The following is a 19,742-nucleotide window of genomic DNA, read 5'->3' as shown; positions in this document are numbered from 1 at the left end:
AACGGGAGGGACCGGCGTGTCGAAGCGAAAGCGTTCGAGTCGACTGCGACTTCAGAAGTCGCGCAGGTCTTCGAGCACGGCTTCCGCGTCGCCGGAGGCGATGGTCTCGCGGGCCATCTCCAGCCCCTCGTCGATGGTTTCCGCGTCCTCGCGGGCGTAGATGCGGAGCGCCGCGTTGAGGGCGACGGCGTCGGCGAAGCGGTCCTCGCGCTCGCCGGCGAGCACGGCTTCGGTGATTTCGGCGGAGTCGCCGGCCACGTCGTCCTCGTCGACGCCGAGGTCGTCGTACTCGAAGTCCATGCCGTACTCGGCGGTCTCGATGTCGAAGTCGTCGAAGGTGGCGTCGCCGTCGTCGCCGGCGGTCCACTCGGCGACCTTCGTGTAGCCGGGGCGGATGTCGTCGTAGCCCTCCATGCCTTGGAACATGAGCACGCGGTCGAGGTCGTGGTGCTCGCTCGCCTCGAAGGTGTTGACCATCTTCTTGGCGAACGCGAGATGGTAGAACGACCCGAGGTGAACCGAGGCGTTCGCGGGGTTGGCGATGGTCTCGATGGTGTTGACGAACGTCCGAACGCCCATGTTGTCGCGGCGCTCCCAGAGCGCGTGGATGGCGGGGTTGAACCGCGGCTGATAGTAGAAGCCGAAGCCGGTGTCGTCGACCATGTCGGCGGACTCCTCGGGGTCGAGTTCCGTGCGGACGCCGAGTTCGTCGAGGACGTGCTTGTAGGCGTCCTGCTTCTGTGTCGGGACGCGGTCGCCGGAGTGGACGACGACGGGCGTGCCGGCCGCGGCGGCGACGACGCCGGCGGCGACGCCGAGGATGGCGGTCGTGCCCTTGCCGTCGTAGTTCGCGCCGCAGTCGACGGGGTCGGCGTCAGGTTCGGCGTACTCGACGTGCTCGGCCATCACGTCGGCGTAGGCGGCGAGTTCCTCGGCGTTGTTGTGCTTCCAGCGGTTGGCGAGCCAGAACGCGCCGAGCGTCGTGTGGTCCGGTTCGCCGGCGAGGATGCGGCGCATCGCCTCGGACGCCTGCTCGCGGGTCATGTCCTCGGCGGACTTCGTGCCCGTGCCGACGACTTCCGTCATCAGACGCTTCAGCGGCCATTCCCCGAACTCGCTTTCGACTACTGCCATGCCCCTGTGTTCGGGCGAGCGGTCAAAAAACGTCCCGTTCGGTCCCGTCGCCCGGGAGCGTCGACACCATCCGAAAGCGATAGGCTTCCCGACTCCTAACGCCGGATAATGAGCGCGTTGTCGGATGATTGGCGGGACGCCATCGACGAGGTCGATGCGGCGCTTATCGACGGCTACCAGAGCGGCTTTCCGGTCGAGCGACGGCCGTTCCGCGTCGTCGCCGCGGAGCTAGGTATCGACGAGGACGACGCCCTCGACCGCGTCCGCCGGCTCCGCGACGACGGCATCTTCCGGCGGTTCGGGCCGGTGCTCAACCCGCCGGTCATCGGGAGTTCGACGCTCGCGGCCGTCGCCGCGCCCGAGGAACGCTTCGACGAGGTCGCGGAGATTATCAACGGTTACCGGCAGGTGAACCACAACTACCGCCGCGCCCACGACTGGAACATGTGGTTCGTCGTCACCGCCGGCTCCCGCGAGACGCGCGACCGCATCCTCGACGAAATCGAGGAGCGCACGGGCTGCGAGGTGCTGAACCTCCCGATGCTCACCGACTACTACATCGACCTCGAATTCCCCATCGTCAACGACGACCGCTTCGCCCGCGAGAGCCTCGGCGCGACCGACGTGAGCGCCACCCGCATCTCCGAGGACGCGACCGGCGACCTCTCGGACCTCGAAGCCCGCCTGCTCGTGGAGATTCAGGGCGGTTTCCCGCTTACGAAGACGCCCTACCACGACGTGGCCGACGCCCTCGACGCCGCGGTCGACGACGTGCTCGTCGCCGTCGAGCGCCTGCTCGCGGACGGCTGTATCAAGCGCATCGGCTGCGTCGTCAACCACATCGTCACCGGCTTTCGGAACAACTGCATGGTCGTCTGGAACGTCCCCGACGACGAACTCGACGCCCGCGGCGAGGCCGTCGGCAGCCTCCCGTACGTCACGCTCTGTTACCACCGGCCGCGCCGCCCCGAGCAGGGCTGGGAGTACAACCTGTTTACCATGATTCACGGCCGGGACGCCGACGCCGTCGACGAGAAGATAGACGAACTCGCCGCCGACCACCTGCCGTTCGACCACGAGCGACTGTACTCGACGGCGAAACTCAAGCAGACCGGCGCGCAGTACGAGAAACTCGTGGGTTCTGACGACTGAGGACAGAACAAAATTCGCGTTTCGACGCCCGCGCCGCCGCGCCGCCGTCCGCGCCGAATCAGGGCGCTACCGCGAGAGCGGCGACAGCCGGTAGAGCATCCGAGCGGCCTGCGCGACGCCCGTCTTCGCCACCGACCCGCTTTTGAGCGCGCCGAGTTTCGCGTAGTAGCCGGACTTGAACGCGCCCTTCTTGGCGAGAAGCGCGCTCCCGAGCGCCCCGCGCTTGGCGTAGTACGCGGACTTCCGGCCGGCCGCGCCGGCGTAGTGTTTGGTACTCGTCGGAATCGGCGTCCGGCGGCCCTGCACCTCGGTCGAGCCGCTTCGGATGGCGGTCAGGATGTCGTCGGCGGTGAGCGAAGCGCGCGACACGTCGGGGATGTCGATTTCCGTGTAGGCGCGGCCGACGTACCCGACCTTGTGGGCGTCGCTGCCGGCGACGCCGGGGTACTGGCGCTTCGCCGCGAACCGGCGGGCGCGGCGGTTCTTGTAGCCCGTGAACAGCCACGAGTTGTACGTCTCGATGGCGTCGAAGGCGTCGCCGCCCGCGGCGTCGTGATACCGGCCGAGCCGACGGCGACCGATGCCGTGTCGGCTCCGCTGGAACGGGTGGGGGACGATGGCGACGCCGCCGCGCTCGCGCACCCAGCGCGCCGTCTCGTCCAGCGGGCGACGCCGCGGCGGTAGCTCCTCCACGCCGAGCGCGAGCAGGTGGCCGTCGGCCGTCGAGACTTCCACGCCGGGGATGCCGACGAGACCGTACATGGGGGCGAGTTGCGCCGCTCGGAGCGACTCGTCGATGACGTCGTGGTCGGTGACGACGACGGCGTCCAACCCGATTTCGGCGGCCTGCTCCAAGATGAGCTCCACCGGGTCGTGCGCGTCGTACGAGCCTTCCGAGTGTACGTGGGGGTCGATGCGGACGGTCAGCGCGGACACGACTCCTCGTTAGGCTTCGGCAACGAAAAAGACACGCCCGAATCGTGCTAGCTCGCGGCACTCCGAGCCGATGGCGTCTCAGCCGGGGCGGCCACGGTACTCCGGCGGCGGAAACGTCGAACTGTGTCCGTCGGGCGCTACTGCTCGGTGATTCGCTCGCCCGCGTCGATACCGCTCCAGAGCGCGGCGTGGACGCGGCCCTCGCCGACCGTCCAGTCGCCCGCGAAGTAGAGGCCGTGGGGCTCCCCGCGGCGGAGTATCTCGCGGTCGGCGACGCCGTCGGGAAGCGCGTACCGCCACCCTTGGTCGTCCACCCAGTCGGGGTCGCGCAGGCGCTCGTCGTCCAAGAGTTCCGCGACCATCCCGGCGACCTCGTCGGCCGCGTCGTCGAGGGGGTCGTCGTAGTGTTCCTCGGACCACTCGGGGCTCGGTTGGACGACGAGCAGGCTCTCTCCGTCGGGGACGTGGCCCTCCTTGCACTCCTCGCGGGCGACCCAGCCGACCGGATGGGTCTTGTCGGGGTTGACGAGCGCGTACCACGGCTCCTCGCGCTCGAAGGGGTAGTGGAGGACCACGGTTCGAACCGTCCGGTACTCGACGCTCCCGATGGCCTCGCGGAGCGCGACCATGCACTGGTCGCCCCAGCCCATCTCGGTGAGAATCCCGGCCGTCTGCGGGGCCGGCGGCGTCAGGAGCACAGAGTCGAACGGGCCGTGGCGCGTCCCCGCCTCGTCGACGACGGACCAGTAGCCGCTGTCGGGGTTGTGGTCGATTGCGACGACGCGCGTCTCCCGCTCGACGGTCGCGTCGGTCTCCGCGAGCAGGCGCTTCGCCAGTTGGGTGATGCCCTCGGTCCACGTCCACTTGTGTTGGTCGCGGTTGTCGCCCTCGGAGATGACGCCGTCGCCGTCGAACGTCCAGATCGGCTCTTCGATGTCGACCAGGCCGTCCGCGCCCAGTCCGCTGACGAGCTGCGCCGTGCGGCGGTCGTAATCTTTCACGTAGTTCGCGCCGTGGTCGTACCGACAGCCGTGTCGGCGGCGCGTCGCGGCGCGCCCGCACACGCCGCGGCTCTTCTCGAGAATCGTGACGTTCGCGTTCGCCTCGCGGAGCGCGTAGGCCGCGCCAGCCCCAGCGGCCCCGGCTCCGACGATGCACACGTCGCGAGTCATCTCGCCACCCCGCGTGTGAGTCCAGCCAGCATCGGTCAGACGTGAGGCTTCGAGGCGCTAAAAGACTCGCAACGCGGCGGGATTGGGGACCGTGTTCGCGCCCGCGGCCGCGGCCGGAGGCGAAAACGATTCACGTCGCGCCGCCGGAGTCCGGGTATGTACGACTCGGTCATCTTCGACCACGACGGCGTGTTGACGACGCTCGTCGAACTCTCGCCCCTCCGCGACGCGACGTGGGACGCCTTCGACGAACTCGGCGTTTCGGACCCCGACCCGGACCACGTCGAGCAGGTGGTCATCCACGTCACGCCCGAGGACGTGCGCGCCGCCGCCGAGCCCTACGACCTCGACCCCGAGACGCTGTTTCGCGTCCGCGACGAACGCCAGTCGGCCGCCCAACAGCGGGCCATCGCCGACGGCCGGAAAGTCCCCTACGACGACTTCGACGCGCTCCGCCGCATCGACGCCCCGATGGGCATCGTCTCCAGCAACCAGCAGGCGACCATCGATTTCGTCGTCGACCACCTCGACGCGGCGGACCTGTTCGGCACCGCCTACGGCCGCGAGCCCTCGATGACGAGCCTCCACCGCAAGAAGCCCGAACCCTACTACCTCGAACGCGCCATGGCCGACCTCGGCGTCGAGTCGCCGCTGTTCGTCGGCGACAGCGACAGCGACATCGCCGCCGCCGAGGCCGCGGGCGTCGATTCCGCGTTCATCCGCCGGGGACACCGCGCCGACCACACGCCGACGCCCGACCCGACCCACGAAATCGCCGGCCTTGACGACCTGCTCGAACTCGATGGCGTCCCGGTCGTGACCGGCGAGGCGGGCGCATCCGCCCCGTCCGGCCCCGCGGCCGACGGCGGCCGCGAGGGCGGAGCGTCGTCCCGATGACCGCCTCGCTCCCCCGCATCGGCCTCGGGACGATGGGCCTCGACACGCCCGACGAGGCCGCCGCCGTGACGACGGCGCTGGAGTTGGGTTACCGACACGTCGACACCGCGCAGATTTACGGGAACGAGGCGGTCGTCGGCGACGCGCTCGCGGCCGCCGACGTGCCCCGCGAGGACGTGACGCTCGCCACCAAGGTCTGGGCGGACAGCCTCGCGCCCGCCGACGTGCGTCGTACGACCCGCGAGAGCCTCGAAAAGCTCGGAACCGACTCCGTCGACCTCCTGTACGTCCACCGCCCCATCGACACTTACGACCCCGAGGCGACGCTTGCGGCCTTCGACGAACTCGTCGACGACGGCCTCGCCCGCGGGGTCGGCGTGAGCAACTTCACCGCCGCCGAGTTGGACGAGGCGCTCGACCTGCTCGACGCGCCACTCGTCGCTCACCAGACGGAGTACCACCCGCTGTTCCAGCGCCCCGAACTCCTCGACCACGCCGAGGAACGCGGCTACGACGTGGTCGCATACGCGCCGCTTTCGGGAGGCCGCGTCCGCGACGTGGACGAAGTCGTCGCGGTCGCGGAGAAACACGACGCGACGCCCGAGGCGGTGACCCTCGCGTGGCTGGCCGCGAAGAGGCTGTGTCCCATCCCGAAGGCGTCGAGCGAGCGCCACCTCCGGGCGAACCTCGACGCCGTCTCGCTGGAACTCGACGCGGCCGACGTGGCGACCATCGACAGTATCGAATCTGAAGTCGAGCTGTTTCCTGAGTGACTATTCGGCCGCTCGGTGCCGTCTCGAAGTCTCAATTTCGATACCAGTCCCGGAACGATTATAACACGGCGGGCGAGTGTCCGACCATGCGGATTCCGAGTGGGGTAAGCGGGTTCGACGAGCTCATTCAGGGTGGCTTCCTTCCGCGCCGACTGTACGTCCTGAGCGGACCGCCGGGGAGCGGAAAGACGACGTTCACGGCGCAGTTCATGGCCGAGGGACTTCGCAACGGCGAGAAGTGTATGTACATCACCATGCACGAGACCGAAGACGAACTCGTCAACGACATGTCGAGCTTCGACTTCGGCTTCGAGACGCTCGCTAGTTCCGAGGGCTTTCGCTTCATCAACCTCGTGAGCCCGAAGGGGAAACACATCCTCAATCAGTTCTCCCAGACCGGGGGGTCGTCGAGCGTCCAGAGCCTCACCGACAAAATCGTCGCGTTCGTCAACTCCCGGCAGATCGACCGCCTCGTCATCGACTCGACGATGCTGCTTCGGCTGTTTTTCGCCAACGGCTCCGAGGAGATGACGCGGTTTCTGACGGCGCTCAAGCAGGGCGACGCCACGACGCTTCTCATCTCCGAGATGACGGACCCCTCGTCGTACTCCGACGAGCACTTCCTCGCCCACGGCGTGGTGTTCTTCCACAACTATCTGGAGGCGACGGGGATGACCCGCGGCATTCAGGTCATCAAGATGCGCGGGACGAACATCGACTGCGACATCCGGTCGCTCGAGTTCACCGACAACGGACTGGTCGTCGACCCCCGGTCGAAGGTCGACCTCTGAGGTAACAACAATGTACGAACGGGTCTTCGGAACGGACTGGCGGACGATTTCGGACGAGGAGGCCATCCGCCGGATGTACGCCCTCGGCGTCTCCAGCGCGCTCGGCCACCCGAACCGCGGGGAGTTCGAGCGCATCCGCCGGCAGGCCGGCACCGCCTACGGTCGGAGCGTCCTCCAGCTCGCCTTCGAGGAGGGCAAACAGCGCGTCGCCCGCAACGAGTCGGAGTACGACTCGAAACAGGACGTGTGGGAGGCGCTCGTCGACGAGGAGACGACGCCCGCCACGACGGGTCGCGCCGACGTGACGATGCAGAAGCCGACGGACAAACAGGGCATCCCCAAAGCCGTCGGTCGGGCGTCCGCCCTCGACGGCGGCGGCGACGACTTCTCTCGGATTCGGCTGCCGGAGTTCCTCCGGCGCGGGTAGCCGGCCACACGGCCGATGCGAGTAGCCGACGAACCTTTGGGCGTCCGAACCCTCTCTTGACGCATGAGCGACAGCGAATTTAGCCTCTCCGAGTCCGAGTGGCGCGAGCGACTCTCGGAGGACGCCTATCGAGTCCTCCGCGAACAGGGGACCGAGCCGCGGTTCTCCGGTGAGCACGTCGACCGGAGCGACGACGGCGTCTACCGGTGTGCCGGCTGCGGGACCGAGCTGTTCGACTCGGAGACGAAGTACGACTCGAACTGCGGGTGGCCGAGCTTCTACGCCGCCGAGGACTCGAACATCGAGCTTCGGCGCGACCTGAGCCACGGCATGGACCGCACCGAGGTCGTCTGTTCGACCTGCGACGGCCATCTCGGTCACGTCTTCGACGACGGACCGGAGCCGACCGGCAAGCGCTTCTGTATCAACTCGGTCGCGCTCGACTTCGAGGCGGACGAGCACTAAGCGCCGACAGAACCAGAACGCCGAACCACCGAACACCACCCCGCCTTCCTCACGCCGAACTCTGGTACGTGAGGAACGTCACGGCGACGGCCGCAAATAGGTCGGGCAGGAACGTGAAGGGACCCAGCCCGCTGCCTCTGAACCCGAGGAGGAGCGATGCAAGCGGGTTCGACGTGAGTGCGTACAGGAGCAGCGCCGCCGTAAAGAGGAGTAAGCTCAGCGTAAAGCGGTTCGGCAGCTCCCGGTAGAGCATCGCGTAGGTGCCCGCGAGGAACCCGAGCGCGACGAGGTTGTACGTCGAGACGAACAGCTTCAACTGGATGAACAGGTCCGGGATGGGCGGACCGCCGTGGCCGCCCGGCTTGTGCGGGCCGAACAGGTCGGGGGCGAACCACGCCACGAGGTCGGGCGTGAACCACGTCACGAGCGCCGCGATGGCGAGCGAGACGCCCACGACGACCGCGGTCCGCCGAACCGGGTCGCGGTTGGACGTGTCGCTCACGCGTCGTCACCTCCGACCGTCACGTCGTCTAAGTCGGCCTTTCGAGCCACCTCGTCGAGTACGTCGAGGTTGGCTTCCATCTGGTCGGTCAGAAAGTACGTCTTTCCGTAGTTGTCACCCATAGTCATCAACACGTTGTTCTCGACGAGGAGTTCCAGGTGGTGCTGTGTGGTCTTGTAGTCGAGGTCGAGTTCGTTCGAGAGTTGGTTGGCGTTCATCGGCATGTCGTCGAGCGCGCGGATAATTCGCAGGCGGTTTCGTCCCCCGCGCGACCCGCCGATAAGCCACCACAGCACACGTCGCATCCGGCTAACTCGTCAAATCCGGACGTAATAAAACGGCAGGCCTCGGCTCCGCGTCTTCGGCGGCCCGCAGTGGCGTCGTGTGTGGCAGGGGGGCAGGGATGCGTTCAGCGGGGTGCGTTGGAAGGCGGTCGAGGGGCGTGGCGTGTTGGGGGGCAGTCGTCAGCGGGGGGCTGCGGGCGTCAGTTACCGCGCGGCCCGAAGCCGCCGGGGCCGCCCGCGTGGTGTGGCACACCACCGTCGTCACAGTCGAGCGTCGACGTACCGACGCCGAACTCGGTGAGTTTCTCGTCGACGGCGGTCCGAACCTCGTCGGCTGTCGCGCCGTCGTCGCGGCGGTCTGCGACGAGCGCCACCCCGAGCGTTGTGAGTCTATTCATGGTTCGTTCCTCGTCTGTCCCGTCGTTGAGCGGTTACAAGAGAGTTTTCCGAACTCGAACACGAGTCGGTCGTGAATCCGCCCGGAGTTAGGCCCAAATTACGCCGAAAACCGCTCGCCCGGCGCGGACGAACTACCGGCGCGCGCGACTCATCGAGAAGCCCGCTTTCGCGGCGGTAGGACGGGTCTAACGCACACGCCTTGTGAGTAGCCGACACGTACCAAACTAGGGTGACGACGTACGTGCTGTATGTCTCGCAGCTACCCGGTCAGCCGTCACCCGACACGGCGGAGCCCGCCGTTCACGCCGTACGCCCTCGTCGTCGCTGGCCTCGTGACGTTCTGTATCGCCGTCCTCGCTCCCGTCTCCGACCTCTCGGCGGGCCTGACGGTGATGAACATCGCCACCAGCGGGGCGACCCCGGCGTTCGACGGCGGCACGCTCGTCCTCAGCGGCGGCCTACTGCTCATCAGCGCCGCCTCGACGTTCTTCGGCGTCCTCCTGTTGCTCCTTCGGCTCTGAATCGCGATTTGAGCCCGGGGCACGCGGCGAGACTCGAAGGTCGGTCGAACTCGGGAAACCGCGGAAGAATACGCGAGACGCGGGACCTCGGAACCCGCTTCGGTGGTGCGACGTGTTCGCCCACCCGGCGCGGCCGGATTACTGTCGTTCGATGGGGGTGGCGAGCACGGGTATCTTCGACTGGACGACGACCGACCGCGAGACGCTTCCGAGGATGTTGTCCTCGAACCGGGCGTGGGTGCCCATCGAGATGAGCGCCGCGTCTATCTCCTCGGCGAACGCGAGAATCTCCTCGGCCGGGTCGCCGCGGCGGAGTTCGGTGGCGGCGTCGACGCCGTACTCGGCCATCGTCTCGGCGGCCTCGGTGAGCGCGGCTTCGCCCTGCGACCTGAGTTCCTCGTACACCTCGTCGACGCGCTCGTCGGCGAGCGTCAGGAAGGCTCGTTCGTCGACGACGTAGAGCAGGGAGACGGCGGCGCCGCGCTCTGCGGCGAGTTCCGCGGCGTCTTCGACGACCGGCTGCATCGAGTCGCTCCCGTCTATCGGCACGAGGATTGTGTCGTACATCAATTGGGGATTAGGCGGGGACAGTATCACCCTCTTCGCCAGTTCCCGCGCGATGGGAACTACGCGGGACGAATCTCGACCGGAGAGACGCGATTCCGGAGACGGGAGCGGTGCAGGCGGCTACCCGTCATCGGTCGCGTCGTCGGCGTCAGTTTCGGACTTGGTGGCCGCGTCGCTTTCCGGTTCGGTATCACCGTTCGTGGCTTGTCGCTCGGCGTACCGCTCGGCCCGCCGTTTCCAGTCGGTGACCCGCCGCGCCGACACGTCCGCGGCGGCGGCGAGTTCCTCGTCCGACGCCTCGCGGAGCGCCGTCACGGTGTCGATGCCCGCCGCCCGGAGCCGGGTCGCGTACGCCTCACCGATACCGCGGATGTTCCGCGGGTCCTCGGGCTCGCGTGCTTCTTCGGCCTCCCCGGCATCGACGCCGCCCGCCGAGACGACCCCCGCGAGCTGTTCGGTCATCGCGTCCACCCCGCCGTCGAGACCGTCAACTCGGCCGTCGATTTCGTCGATGCGCGCCGCGAGGTCTTCGTGGGTGTGTTCGGTCTTCTCGCCGGCGACGCCGGTCACGCCGGCCACGTCCGGGTCGACCCCGGCTTCGACGGTGGTCCGGTCGGAGTCGTCGCTGCCGCTGTCGTCTGTCTCGCCGTCGCCGGCCTCGTGTTCGTCTCCGGCATCGGCGGCTTCGCCCTCGTTTTCGCCTTCGTCATCTTCGGACGCGTCGTCCGCATCGGTGTCGGCGTCGTCGTCTTCGGACTCGTCTCCGTTGCCGTCGTCCGCATCGGCGAGCGAGTCGCCCGGTGCCACGTCGTCGGGGAGGACGTACACCAGCGCGTCCGCCGGTACGTAGCCGACGACCTGTTTGCGCTTCCTGTCTGCGGTGAGGACGACCCCCCCGGAGTCGAGCGCCTTGTAACCGCCGCACTCGAAGCTGGTTCCGTCCGTGAGATGGACTTTCATAATCAACCATTGGATTCAGAACAGAATGAGTGTTGCCGCTCCCGTTGTGTGAGAACGAACGGCGGCTTTTCACCGATTCCGCACCGATATTCGGGTATGCTCCGAGCCCTGTTGGCGGCGTTCGGTCTGGTGGAACTGCTCGTTCCGGATAAACTGGTCGCCGTGATGACGCGCCTCGCCTACGAGGACGGCGGCGAGATGACGGCGAAGCCGTGGGTGGTGACGGCGGCGCGCGTCGAGGGAGCGGTGTTCCTCCTCGTCGCGCTGTTCGGCCTCCGCGGTCGGTGCGGCGGTGAGGCCGGTGAGGGCGGCGAGCCCGGCGAAGACGAATAACTGCGTCTCGCGGGCGTCGCGACGGCGGTAATCCGGCCCGCGAAAGAAGCGACCGCGGCGAGAGAATATGAGACTGTGCGCGGAAGTCGGTCGCCGAGCGACTCGTGGTCCGGCGCGTCGGCGCGGCGCGTGCGACCGATTCAGGCGAGTCGCGCGAACGCGAGCGACCCGCTCGTGTTCTTGATGTAGACGCGGACGGTCTGTCCTTCCTGCGCGCCGGGCACGAAGATGGTGTACTTCCCGCGCTGGGCGACGCCGTCGCCCTTGCGGCCGGTCCCGGTGATTTCGACCTCGTAGGTGCGACCCTCTTCGACGGCCTCGCGCTGGCGCTTGTTGCTCACGCTGGAGCGCTTCTGGACCGGGCGGAAGGCACCGCAGGCCTCACAGCGAAGCATGTCGACGCCGTCCTCGGTGACGAGGCGGGTGTCCGGCAGGCCACACTCCGAGCAGATGACGTACTCCTCGACGTAGCCGTCGATGGCCTCCTCGAAGTCGTTGATGGAGAACGACCCGCTGTATCGGGCGCGGTCGCCTTCCAACTGGCCGCTGGTCCCGAGCGTGCGCTGGATGGCGCTGTGGAGGTGCGCGGGCGTCCGCGAGAGCGCGTCCGCGATTTCCCCGAGGTTGGTGAGGCGGGTGAACGCGCCGTCGGTTTCGCCGGACGGGTCCGGCACCGTGAGGCGTTCCTGTTCGACGTTTCGTTCCGGTAGGACGTTGAGCGCTCGGTCGAGCGCAGTCTGATACTCCATAGGGGTTCGAGTGTCTGGCGACGTATAGCCGTTCCGTGACCGTCTTTGCCGCGGCACCGACGCCCCGACTTCGTTTCAGCATCTCTGACGACGGAACCGAACGCCACGCCTTCGGCGCTGGCTCTCGAACGACCCGTCATGGGCTACACGTGGCAGTACTACGACCTCGTACTTCTCGGCATCCTCGGGAGCCTCGTCGCCGGCGTCGTCGTCGGCCAACTCACGCCGATGGAGCCGCAGACGACGCTCGTCGCCTTCAGCGCCCTCGCCGCGGTCGTGATGGCGCACGGCCTGTTCGTCAACGGCCCCGTGGACGAGCCGACCGACCTCACAGACGAGGTCGAGGCGCTGAACTGAGTCGGGCGATTCGCCGCCTGCCGACCGCTGACCGCCTGCCGTTTCCTTACTCGCCGTCGACGACGCGATTCGTGAGCGTGCCGACGCCCTCGTACCAGATTTCCACGTCGTCGCCGGGTTCGACCAGTCCGGGGTTCGCCGGGCTGCCGAACGAAATCACGTCGCCCGGCTGGAAGGTGTAGCGCTCCGAGAGGAACGACACGACTTCGGCGGGCGAAAAGAGCATCCGCTCGGTGTTGGCTTCCTGCCGGAGTTCGCCGCCGACGTGGGTCGTCATGTCGATGTTCGACGGCTCCACGTCGGTCTCTATCCACGGACCGAGCGGCCCGGAGTCGTCGAACGCCTTTCGAGCCGTTCGGCCGGGCTGGTCGAGCGCGTCGAGGTCGTTGAGAATCGTGTAGCCGCGGACCACCTCGTCCACGTCTTCTTCGGCCACGTCCGAGCACTCGCGGTCGATGACGGCGGCCAGTTCGCCGGCGTACGTCAGCTCGTCGGTCCAGTCGGGGTACTCGATGTCCGCGCCGGGGTCGAGCACCGACACCGGCGGCTTGATGAACCAGTCGGGCTGGTCGGGGATATCGTAGTCCATCTGGTCGACCGTCGCCGCGTAGTTCCGGCCCACGCAGTAGAGCGCGGTCGGCTCGCAGGGCGCGAGCAACTCGGCGTCGACGCCGACTTCGTACTCCTCGCCGTCGGCCGTCACGACGCCGTCATCGTACCGGCCCGAGACCACTCCGCCGTCGGTTCGAATCCGTGCCAATCGCATTACTCCCCCCTGCGTCGGCCACTCACTTCAAGCGACGTGTCTCCGCAAGCGGGTACGAGAAAACCGGACGCGCGGGCCGCCGCCGCGACTCAGTCGGACGCGGACGCCCGGTTCATCCGGGGCATCGACTGGTTCTCGCGGTCAACGAGGTTGTGGATGCGCTCGGTGCGCGTCGATTCGAACTGGCGCTGACACCGGGCGACGCCCGACGCGGAGTCGGCGGGGTCGGCAGGGGCGGCGCGGTCGGGGGTGGTGGTCTCGCGTTCGGCGGACTGTTCGCGGTCGGTTCGCAGGGTCGGTTCGTAGGTTGGGGTGGCGTGTGTGCTCACGATTTCGGGTGTTCGGGTCGGTCGGACGGCTGTGCGGCGACGAGAAGAGTTAGCGACGTACGCGTACGACCGACATGTTGTACCCGGCAGTACAGGCCAGTCTATAATAAATATTCATGTTCGAACAGCGGGCGCGTTCTCGGCCCGCGAACCGTCTGCCCATCCGGAGCCGCGCCTTCACTCCCGCGAGTCGTACTCCTGATAGATGACGTGGCCGCAGGACTTGCAGTGCGAGGCGTCGGCGTCGTGGTAGGCCAGCCCGCAGTTCTGGCAGGTGACGTTGACCTTGTCGCGGTGGCCCCACTCCTTGACGATCTTGCTCGCCTGCCACGGGATGAGGATGACGCCCGCGAGGATGGCTGCGACCGTCACCCACCGCCCCGCCTCGGTCACCGGGACGATGTCACCGAAGCCGACCGTCGAGAGCGCGACGACGACGAAGTAGAAGGCGTCTCCGAACGACCCGATGTTGGGATTCACCCGGTGTTCGAACGAGTAGAACATCCCCGCGGCGACGAAGAAGATGGTGAGCACCGTCAACAGCAGTTTCATGACGCGGAGCGTCCCGACCGAGACGGTGCCGAAGAAGAACTCCTCGTCGCGCGTAAAGCGGTAAAACCGGAGGACGCGGACCACGCGAATCGCCCGCAGGAAGCCGATGTTGGCGGCGACCGACGAGACGGGGAGCACGAGCACCGCCAGCGTCGGCAGGATTGCCAGTAGGTCGACGAACGAGTAGACGTTGAGCAGTTCGGCGGTCCGGTCCCGCGCGCCGTAGAGTCGGAGGAGATACTCCGCGAGGAACACGATGGAGACGGCGGCCTCGACGGACCAGAGCGTCGACTGGACCGACGCCGAAAGCGGGTAGGTCTCTGCGACGAACACCCCGACGAAAAGCAAGTTGAGCCCGAGGAGCGCGATGTCGATGGCCTTGCCGACCGCGGTTCGATGGTCGAGGAGATAGAACCTGACCACGTCCCGCGGCGTCTCGCGGCGCGGCCTCCGCGCGTGACCGTCCATACACCGTCTTCGGGGGTGGGCTACTTATACAGTCGTCTACGGGGTGATGTCCCGACGGCGGCGATGCGGCGGCGACCGCCTCAGAGGACGATAGCGCCCTCGGGGAGTAGCTCACGCTCGGTCCGCCGGGCCTCCTTGCCCTCCTCGACGAGCGTCGGCTGGTCGACCGGCTCCGAAAACCGGTTCGGGTCCGGTTCGACCCGCTTGAGCATCGACGAGAACACCGGCCCCTTCCGGCCGCCGGCGGAGGTGATGCCGCCGTACTGTCGCTCCTCGAACGTCGACTCGTCGGGGCTGGGGAACTCCTCGCGGATGATTTCCGCGGTGTCTCTGATGTACTCGGCGGCCTCCTTCTGCGAGTAGAGGCTCTCGTTGTAGTAGCGCTCGGCGTACTCGTCGTCGAGTTCCTCGGTGGAGTGTTCCGGCGACTCGTAGAGGACGGACTCCGTGGTCGTGTGGCCGCTGGCGAAGCGGATGTTGACGGTGAAGCAGTCGGGATACCGCAGGATGATGGGGAAAAACAGCATATCGGTGACGGTGATTCGCTGTTGCATCCGCCAGAGCCCCTCGAAGTAGTAGGCCGTGAGCGCGCCGACGCGGTCGTCGCGCTCCCCGCGGTTGTACGCCATCGCAATCTCCTCGTAGTCGTCGCCGGCGATGTGTCGACAGCGTCGCTTGTAGCTCTTTGCAATCCCTTCGAGTTGCGTCTCGTAGGCTTCGAGCAGGGAGATGTCGGGGTCAGCGAGCATATCCGCCTTCCGCTCTTGGGCGTCCGCGATGTTCATCATGTTCTCGTGGAACAGCCGCTCGGCGTCTTCGTCCGGCAGGGGCGTTCGAACCGCCTGTCGGTACAACACCCGCGTATCCCCGTTGAACGTGACCCGCTGCTCGCTCATCTCGTACACTGGTAAGGTTGCGGACAGAAATGAACTCGTCGGTAATCCGGACTCTTTCCCGACAGTCGTGAGACACGAACTATAACCCACCCATTGAAACCGGAACCAGTTACCATCTGTTCGATGCGTGTTAGTCGTCGGTTGACGCGCGACCGTCCGTGCCGTCGGCGGCGTCCGCGGCGACCGACTCGTCGGCCGCGTCGAAAAGCGGGCTCTGGTCGCCCGGCGCGAGCGTGTTGAGCACGAGCGCCGTCAGCGCGGTCACGATGACCGGCTCCCCGAAGAACGTCGCGGCGGCCTGCGGGAGCCCCGAGAGCGCGTCGGGTCGCGTGGCGACGCCGAGCCCGAGGCCGAGCGAGGCGGCGACGACGACCATGTTGCGGCGGTCGAGGTTCGTGTGGAGGAAGACGAGGCGGACGCCGCTGGCGGCGACCATGCCGGCCATGAGCAGGACCGCGCCGCCGAAGACGGCGCTCGGGATGGTCGCGACCGCCGCGCCGACTTTCGGGCTGAGGCCGAGAACGGCGAGGACGACGCCCGCGATGCCGACGACGTAGCGGCTCATCACGCCGGTGAAGTTGACGATACCAACGTTCTGCGAGAACGAGGTGACGGGGAACGCGCCGAACACCGATGCGACGGAACTCATGAGACCGTCGGTAAAGAGGCCGCCGCGGAACTCCTCGTCGGTCGGGTTGCGTCCCTCGGCGGCGGTGATGCCGGACATGTCGCCGACGGTCTCCATCGCGGAGACGAGAAACAGGAACGCGAAGGTGACGATGGGGACGGGTTAGAAGGTGACGCCGAACGCTCCGGGGCGGGGAATCGCGAACCACGCCGCGTCGGCGACGGGCGTGAAGTCCACCACGCCGAGCACCCACGCCGCGACGTAGCCGACGGCGATGCCGACGAGCGTGCTCAGGAGTCGCGTGATGCCGTCGGTAAAGAGGTTGAGCGCGACGGCGACCCCGAGGACGAGCGCCGCGAGGCCGATGTTGTGCGCCGCGCCGTAGTCGGCGGCGCCGACCCCGCCGGCGGCGTAGTCCATGCCGACCGGGACGAGGTACAGGCCGATGATGACGACGACGAGCCCCGTCACGAGCGGCGGGAAAAACGGTTTGATGCGGTCGAACTGCCAGCCGATGAGTCCCTCGACGACGAAGCCGGTGACGAGAATCGCGCCGAACACCGCGCTCAGGCCGTAGTCGACGCCGATTGTCGTCGCCGCGCCGACGAAGGTGAAACTCGTCCCCATCACGATGGGGAGCCGCGAGCCGACCGGCCCGACGGCGTACGCCTGGACCACGGTCGCGAGCCCCGAAAACAGGAGCACCATCTGGACGACGTAGGCCGTGTCGGCGACGCCGAGACCGACCGCGCCCGCGACGATGAACGCCACGGCGGTCGCCGGGACGATCATCACCGAGACGTGCTGTATCCCGAGGAGAATCGACTCCAGCAACGGTGGCCGGTCGTCGATTTCGTATTCGAGGCCGAGTTCACCGCTCTCGTCTGACATCTGTACTCGCCACGAGCGACTCCCGTTCAATAATAGTTTCGCGTTCGAGCGTATTTCGATCTACCAATTCTCCAAATTGAGCACATTCGTGCATATCTGTGGAGGGAGGAAAAGCCGGCATCGCCGTCGGGTTCTCCTGTGAGCGTGGCCGCTGTGACTCTGCGTTCTCGCTCAGTGAATCTCGACGCCGTCCTCGTCGACGCTGATGTCAACGAGGCTCGTCGCCTCGTAGTCGGTGTCGTCGAGGGCGGTCTCGCCGACCTTCCGGATAGCGACGACGATGTCGGAGATGTCCGCGCCGATGTCGTCGAGCGCGCCGCAGATGGCCGCGAGCGTCCCGCCGGTCGAAAGCAGGTCGTCCACGATGAGCACGCGGTCCCCGTCTTCGATGTCGTTGATGAACATCTCCGACTCGGAGTAGCCGGTCGTCTGGTGGAGCGCGACTTCGCCGTCGAGGCCGTACTCGCGCTTGCGGATGACGACGAGCGGCACGTCCGTCTGAAGGGAGAGCGCGGTGGCGATGTGGATGCCCATCGCCTCCGGGGCGACGATTTTGTCCACGTCGAGGTCGGCGGCGCGGGTGATGCCGACGACGACCTCGCGCAGGAGTTGCGGGTCGAGCATCGGCACGCCGTTGCTGATTGGATGGACGAGGTAGGAGTAGCCGTCCTTGTCGATGATGGGCGCTTCGTGTAGTGACTCCTCGAGTCGCTGCATGGGGTCCGTTTCACGAATCGGCCCAAAAGTGGTTCGCTCTCTCGGAGACCGGCGTCGCCCGACCGCCTCACCGCCGCCCCACTGTCCTCCCGCCGCCCTCCCGCCGCCTCACCGCCGCCTAGAACACGCCGGGGGCGACGACGTAGACCAGAAGCGACCCGACGGCGCCGGCGAACAGCGCGAAGACGACGGTCGGCACGACCACCTTCCGGAGGATGTCGCCCTCGCGGCCCGCGATACCGATGACGCCGGAGATGGCGGCGATGTTGAGGACCGATATCATGTTCCCGACGCCGCCGCCGACGTTCTGAATAGCGACGACGAGCGCGCGGGAGATACCGACGTCGGCGGCCGCGTTGTACTGCAGGGCGTTGAACAGGATGTCCGACGTGGTGTTGCTCCCGGTGACGAACGTCCCGAGGGCGCCGATCCACGGGGCGACGACGGGAAGCGCCGCCCCCGCCCCTTCGGCCAACACCAACGAGAGGACGTTCATCATCCCGACGGTGCCGGTGGGATTGATGCTCGACTGAATCATGACCTGCGTGAGCGAGACGGCGACGACGAGCGTCACCGCCGCCGTCGCGACCTGCCGCCCGGACTCGACCCAAGCGTCGGCCATCTCGCCGGCGTCCATCCGGTAGAACAGGCCGGTCAGGACGGCGACGGGGAGAAACGGCATCGTCCCCGGGAGGTAGAGATACGCCAGCGACCACTCCATCGTCTCGTACCCGAATATCCGGTAGGGGCCGACCGTGAACCCCTGTAAGACGGACACGAGGTCGAGCGTCGGCCAGCGCGTGACCAGTAACACGAGCGCGACGGCGACGTACGGTGCCCACGCCATCCAGACCGGCATCCGCTTTCGCGGTTCTTCGGTGTCGAGCGACGACGGGTCGAGGCCGCCTAACCACTCGTCGAGCCAGCCCCGCCGGTCGGGGAACGTCCATCGCTCGGACGGGACGAGCACGCCCCGGTCGGCCATCACGACGCCGACGGCGAGGACGGCGAACCCGGCGGCGATATCGGGGAGCGCCGGGCCGATGAACCACGCGACGGCGAGCTGCACCGCGCCGGTCAGCCCGCCGAGGACGAGCGCGAACGGCGCGATGGGCGCGGCGGCTCGCGCGGCCCCGCGAACCGACCGCTCGTCGTCGTCACCGAACCAGTAGACCAGCAGGAACACGCCGAGGAGCCCCCAGAACGCGAACGTCAGCCCGGTCATGACGCCGGTCCACGCCGAGACTAACTGCCGGAACGGCCCGCCCGCCATCGCCGCCGGGAGAATCGACTCGATTTGGCTGACGCCGCCGATAATCGGCGTCCCCGCGGCCCCGAACTGCGGGTTCGGCGCGTTGAAAAACAGCCCGAACACCGCCGCCGCCAGCGGCGGGAAGCCGAGGCCGATAAACAGCGGCGCGGCCAGCGCTCCCGGCGTCCCGAAGCCCGCGACGCCCTCGATAATCGTCTCGAAGCCGAGGCCGATGAGGAGCAACTGGATGCGGCGGTCGCGCTCCAGCCGGCGGAAGTACCACCGAATCGTCTCGATGGAGCCGCTGACCTCCAAGTAGTTCATGAGCAGAATCGCCCCGAAGACGATGAGGACGATGTTGAGCCCCTCAAGCGCGCCGTACACCGCGGCTCCCGCCCACGCTGTCGGCTCCATACCCCACACTGCGAACGCCAGCGCCGTCGCCAACACCCACCCGACCCCCATCGACCGCGCCGCCGACCACCGAAGCCCGGCGAGGAGGACGAACGCGACGACGATTGGGACGCTCGCCGCGAGTGCCAAAATCACGACTGAAGTCATTGTGTCTTTCTGTGTGTTTGTGACCGAGTTTGTTGTAGTACGCGCACCGTTCTCTGTCCCGTCGAACCGAAAGCAGGCTTAAGAGAGTCGAGCGACAAAGTCACCGGGTCGCGTGACACAGGCTACGGGCTGATGGACTTCGAGTGAGAAAGTGGCCTCGGCACTCATAGGGCTCCGCATCACCGAGTGCCTAGTTCGGTTCGGAACGGTGCCGTCGTCATCGGCCACCTCGCTCTCGCCTCGCAACCGAGTAATCACCATCG

The 19,742-nt window shown here is 67.3% G+C and carries 24 protein-coding genes and 1 pseudogene; 9 read left to right on the top strand and 16 right to left on the bottom strand.

The genetic code is table 11. The annotated features are described in order from the left end of the window. Positions 1-51: 51 nt before the first annotated feature. Positions 52-1,134 carry an anthranilate phosphoribosyltransferase gene (locus tag ACSR87_RS04565; RefSeq protein ID WP_115860946.1) on the bottom strand — a complete coding sequence of 361 codons (1,083 nt, stop codon included), beginning with the start codon at positions 1,132-1,134 and terminating at the stop codon, positions 52-54. Positions 1,135-1,242: 108 nt separating this feature from the next. Between ACSR87_RS04565 and ahbB the strand changes: the two genes are divergently transcribed. Next, entirely contained in the window at positions 1,243-2,286 is a 1,044-nt protein-coding gene (gene ahbB, locus ACSR87_RS04560; RefSeq protein ID WP_275879723.1) for a siroheme decarboxylase subunit beta, read from the top strand. A gap of 66 nt (positions 2,287-2,352) precedes the next feature. Here ahbB and ACSR87_RS04555 read toward each other — a convergent pair whose 3' ends face one another. Both ACSR87_RS04555 and ACSR87_RS04550 read right to left on the bottom strand, forming a co-directional pair. Then, positions 2,353-3,222 (bottom strand): CehA/McbA family metallohydrolase, encoded by an 870-nt coding sequence (locus ACSR87_RS04555; RefSeq protein ID WP_498529671.1) that lies wholly within the window; start codon positions 3,220-3,222, stop codon positions 2,353-2,355. A 137-nt stretch (positions 3,223-3,359) separates the two neighbouring features. Then, a complete protein-coding gene (locus tag ACSR87_RS04550) occupies positions 3,360-4,394 on the bottom strand; it encodes an NAD(P)/FAD-dependent oxidoreductase (RefSeq protein WP_498529670.1) in 1,035 nt (344 codons plus the stop codon). Positions 4,395-4,550: 156 nt separating this feature from the next. Between ACSR87_RS04550 and ACSR87_RS04545 the strand changes: the two genes are divergently transcribed. The 5 genes from ACSR87_RS04545 (at position 4,551) to msrB (ending at position 7,747) form a co-directional block, all read left to right on the top strand. Further along, a complete protein-coding gene (locus ACSR87_RS04545) occupies positions 4,551-5,291 on the top strand; it encodes an HAD family hydrolase (RefSeq protein ID WP_498529669.1) in 741 nt (246 codons plus the stop codon). Then, complete coding sequence (locus ACSR87_RS04540; protein WP_498529668.1) at positions 5,288-6,064, top strand: aldo/keto reductase; 777 nt, start codon at positions 5,288-5,290, stop codon at positions 6,062-6,064. Before ACSR87_RS04545 ends, ACSR87_RS04540 begins: the two co-directional genes overlap by 4 nt. A gap of 86 nt (positions 6,065-6,150) precedes the next feature. Next, the gene (locus ACSR87_RS04535) at positions 6,151-6,855 is read left to right on the top strand and encodes an RAD55 family ATPase (protein ID WP_498529667.1); all 705 of its coding nucleotides are present in this window, start codon (positions 6,151-6,153) and stop codon (positions 6,853-6,855) included. A 10-nt stretch (positions 6,856-6,865) separates the two neighbouring features. Further along, complete coding sequence (locus ACSR87_RS04530) at positions 6,866-7,282, top strand: DUF8057 family protein (RefSeq protein ID WP_498529666.1); 417 nt, start codon at positions 6,866-6,868, stop codon at positions 7,280-7,282. Between the two features lie 63 nt (positions 7,283-7,345). Further along, positions 7,346-7,747, top strand: a complete 402-nt coding sequence (gene msrB / locus ACSR87_RS04525) for a peptide-methionine (R)-S-oxide reductase MsrB (protein ID WP_008575361.1) — start codon at positions 7,346-7,348, stop codon at positions 7,745-7,747. A 49-nt stretch (positions 7,748-7,796) separates the two neighbouring features. On the opposite strand, the gene ACSR87_RS04520 is transcribed toward msrB, so the two are convergent. The 3 genes from ACSR87_RS04520 to ACSR87_RS04510 form a co-directional block, all read right to left on the bottom strand. Continuing rightward, positions 7,797-8,249 carry a DUF8036 family membrane protein gene (locus ACSR87_RS04520; RefSeq protein WP_498529665.1) on the bottom strand — a complete coding sequence of 151 codons (453 nt, stop codon included), beginning with the start codon at positions 8,247-8,249 and terminating at the stop codon, positions 7,797-7,799. After that, the gene (locus tag ACSR87_RS04515) at positions 8,246-8,545 is read right to left on the bottom strand and encodes a winged helix-turn-helix domain-containing protein (protein WP_004042125.1); all 300 of its coding nucleotides are present in this window, start codon (positions 8,543-8,545) and stop codon (positions 8,246-8,248) included. Before ACSR87_RS04515 ends, ACSR87_RS04520 begins: the two co-directional genes overlap by 4 nt. 188 nt (positions 8,546-8,733) lie before the next feature. Next, complete coding sequence (locus ACSR87_RS04510) at positions 8,734-8,931, bottom strand: hypothetical protein (protein ID WP_498529664.1); 198 nt, start codon at positions 8,929-8,931, stop codon at positions 8,734-8,736. Positions 8,932-9,180: 249 nt separating this feature from the next. On the opposite strand from ACSR87_RS04510, the gene ACSR87_RS04505 reads away from it, so the two are divergent. Further along, positions 9,181-9,453, top strand: coding sequence for a hypothetical protein (locus ACSR87_RS04505; RefSeq protein ID WP_498529663.1), 273 nt, complete (start codon positions 9,181-9,183; stop codon positions 9,451-9,453). Between the two features lie 138 nt (positions 9,454-9,591). Here the strand turns inward: ACSR87_RS04505 and ACSR87_RS04500 are convergent, their stop codons facing one another. Further along, positions 9,592-10,020, bottom strand: coding sequence for a universal stress protein (locus ACSR87_RS04500; protein WP_498529662.1), 429 nt, complete (start codon positions 10,018-10,020; stop codon positions 9,592-9,594). 120 nt (positions 10,021-10,140) lie between these two features. Further along, entirely contained in the window at positions 10,141-10,980 is an 840-nt protein-coding gene (locus ACSR87_RS04495; RefSeq protein WP_498529661.1) for a helix-hairpin-helix domain-containing protein, read from the bottom strand. 96 nt (positions 10,981-11,076) lie between these two features. Here ACSR87_RS04495 and ACSR87_RS04490 point away from each other — a divergent pair, with 96 nt between their 5' ends. After that, positions 11,077-11,313: a hypothetical protein gene (locus ACSR87_RS04490; protein WP_498529660.1), complete on the top strand. Its 237-nt coding sequence runs from the start codon at positions 11,077-11,079 to the stop codon at positions 11,311-11,313. Positions 11,314-11,453: 140 nt separating this feature from the next. Here the strand turns inward: ACSR87_RS04490 and ACSR87_RS04485 are convergent, their stop codons facing one another. Beyond that, the gene (locus ACSR87_RS04485) at positions 11,454-12,062 is read right to left on the bottom strand and encodes a translation initiation factor IF-2 subunit beta (protein ID WP_004062666.1); all 609 of its coding nucleotides are present in this window, start codon (positions 12,060-12,062) and stop codon (positions 11,454-11,456) included. A 138-nt stretch (positions 12,063-12,200) separates the two neighbouring features. Here ACSR87_RS04485 and ACSR87_RS04480 point away from each other — a divergent pair, with 138 nt between their 5' ends. Further along, entirely contained in the window at positions 12,201-12,419 is a 219-nt protein-coding gene (locus ACSR87_RS04480) for a DUF8015 family protein (protein ID WP_405311070.1), read from the top strand. A 46-nt stretch (positions 12,420-12,465) separates the two neighbouring features. Here the strand turns inward: ACSR87_RS04480 and ACSR87_RS04475 are convergent, their stop codons facing one another. The 7 genes and pseudogenes from ACSR87_RS04475 to ACSR87_RS04445 form a co-directional block, all read right to left on the bottom strand. Beyond that, the gene (locus tag ACSR87_RS04475) at positions 12,466-13,185 is read right to left on the bottom strand and encodes a fumarylacetoacetate hydrolase family protein (protein WP_498529659.1); all 720 of its coding nucleotides are present in this window, start codon (positions 13,183-13,185) and stop codon (positions 12,466-12,468) included. Between the two features lie 89 nt (positions 13,186-13,274). Beyond that, positions 13,275-13,514, bottom strand: a complete 240-nt coding sequence (locus tag ACSR87_RS04470; RefSeq protein ID WP_498529658.1) for a hypothetical protein — start codon at positions 13,512-13,514, stop codon at positions 13,275-13,277. Positions 13,515-13,691: 177 nt separating this feature from the next. Continuing rightward, on the bottom strand, positions 13,692-14,534 hold the full coding sequence (locus ACSR87_RS04465) for an ion transporter (protein ID WP_498529657.1): 843 nt from the start codon (positions 14,532-14,534) through the stop codon (positions 13,692-13,694). Positions 14,535-14,614: 80 nt separating this feature from the next. Continuing rightward, positions 14,615-15,430: a hypothetical protein gene (locus tag ACSR87_RS04460; protein WP_498529656.1), complete on the bottom strand. Its 816-nt coding sequence runs from the start codon at positions 15,428-15,430 to the stop codon at positions 14,615-14,617. Between the two features lie 130 nt (positions 15,431-15,560). Continuing rightward, positions 15,561-16,949, bottom strand: a pseudogene (locus ACSR87_RS04455) (uracil-xanthine permease family protein). A 171-nt stretch (positions 16,950-17,120) separates the two neighbouring features. After that, positions 17,121-17,666 carry a hypoxanthine/guanine phosphoribosyltransferase gene (hpt, locus tag ACSR87_RS04450; protein ID WP_008575389.1) on the bottom strand — a complete coding sequence of 182 codons (546 nt, stop codon included), beginning with the start codon at positions 17,664-17,666 and terminating at the stop codon, positions 17,121-17,123. Positions 17,667-17,784: 118 nt separating this feature from the next. Continuing rightward, positions 17,785-19,479, bottom strand: coding sequence for an L-lactate permease (locus ACSR87_RS04445; protein ID WP_498529655.1), 1,695 nt, complete (start codon positions 19,477-19,479; stop codon positions 17,785-17,787). Positions 19,480-19,742 lie beyond the last annotated feature (263 nt).

It is taken from the genome of Haloferax sp. SDI50 (assembly GCF_059802635.1).
This window is presented reverse-complemented; position numbering and strand designations above follow the sequence as displayed.

What these genes read in the sequence shown, in the direction of transcription:
- ACSR87_RS04565 (WP_115860946.1), bottom strand. Translation starts at nt 1,134, where the DNA reads ATGGCAGTAGTCGAAAGCGAGTTCGGGGAATGGCCGCTGAAGCGTCTG.
- ahbB (WP_275879723.1), top strand. Translation starts at nt 1,243, where the DNA reads ATGAGCGCGTTGTCGGATGATTGGCGGGACGCCATCGACGAGGTCGAT.
- ACSR87_RS04550 (WP_498529670.1), bottom strand. Translation starts at nt 4,394, where the DNA reads ATGACTCGCGACGTGTGCATCGTCGGAGCCGGGGCCGCTGGGGCTGGC.
- ACSR87_RS04545 (WP_498529669.1), top strand. Translation starts at nt 4,551, where the DNA reads ATGTACGACTCGGTCATCTTCGACCACGACGGCGTGTTGACGACGCTC.
- ACSR87_RS04540 (WP_498529668.1), top strand. Translation starts at nt 5,288, where the DNA reads ATGACCGCCTCGCTCCCCCGCATCGGCCTCGGGACGATGGGCCTCGAC.
- ACSR87_RS04535 (WP_498529667.1), top strand. Translation starts at nt 6,151, where the DNA reads ATGCGGATTCCGAGTGGGGTAAGCGGGTTCGACGAGCTCATTCAGGGT.
- ACSR87_RS04530 (WP_498529666.1), top strand. Translation starts at nt 6,866, where the DNA reads ATGTACGAACGGGTCTTCGGAACGGACTGGCGGACGATTTCGGACGAG.
- msrB (WP_008575361.1), top strand. Translation starts at nt 7,346, where the DNA reads ATGAGCGACAGCGAATTTAGCCTCTCCGAGTCCGAGTGGCGCGAGCGA.
- ACSR87_RS04510 (WP_498529664.1), bottom strand. Translation starts at nt 8,931, where the DNA reads ATGAATAGACTCACAACGCTCGGGGTGGCGCTCGTCGCAGACCGCCGC.
- ACSR87_RS04505 (WP_498529663.1), top strand. Translation starts at nt 9,181, where the DNA reads ATGTCTCGCAGCTACCCGGTCAGCCGTCACCCGACACGGCGGAGCCCG.
- ACSR87_RS04500 (WP_498529662.1), bottom strand. Translation starts at nt 10,020, where the DNA reads ATGTACGACACAATCCTCGTGCCGATAGACGGGAGCGACTCGATGCAG.
- ACSR87_RS04495 (WP_498529661.1), bottom strand. Translation starts at nt 10,980, where the DNA reads ATGAAAGTCCATCTCACGGACGGAACCAGCTTCGAGTGCGGCGGTTAC.
- ACSR87_RS04490 (WP_498529660.1), top strand. Translation starts at nt 11,077, where the DNA reads ATGCTCCGAGCCCTGTTGGCGGCGTTCGGTCTGGTGGAACTGCTCGTT.
- ACSR87_RS04485 (WP_004062666.1), bottom strand. Translation starts at nt 12,062, where the DNA reads ATGGAGTATCAGACTGCGCTCGACCGAGCGCTCAACGTCCTACCGGAA.
- ACSR87_RS04480 (WP_405311070.1), top strand. Translation starts at nt 12,201, where the DNA reads ATGGGCTACACGTGGCAGTACTACGACCTCGTACTTCTCGGCATCCTC.
- ACSR87_RS04475 (WP_498529659.1), bottom strand. Translation starts at nt 13,185, where the DNA reads ATGCGATTGGCACGGATTCGAACCGACGGCGGAGTGGTCTCGGGCCGG.
- ACSR87_RS04465 (WP_498529657.1), bottom strand. Translation starts at nt 14,534, where the DNA reads ATGGACGGTCACGCGCGGAGGCCGCGCCGCGAGACGCCGCGGGACGTG.
- ACSR87_RS04460 (WP_498529656.1), bottom strand. Translation starts at nt 15,430, where the DNA reads ATGAGCGAGCAGCGGGTCACGTTCAACGGGGATACGCGGGTGTTGTAC.
- hpt (WP_008575389.1), bottom strand. Translation starts at nt 17,666, where the DNA reads ATGCAGCGACTCGAGGAGTCACTACACGAAGCGCCCATCATCGACAAG.
- ACSR87_RS04445 (WP_498529655.1), bottom strand. Translation starts at nt 19,479, where the DNA reads ATGACTTCAGTCGTGATTTTGGCACTCGCGGCGAGCGTCCCAATCGTC.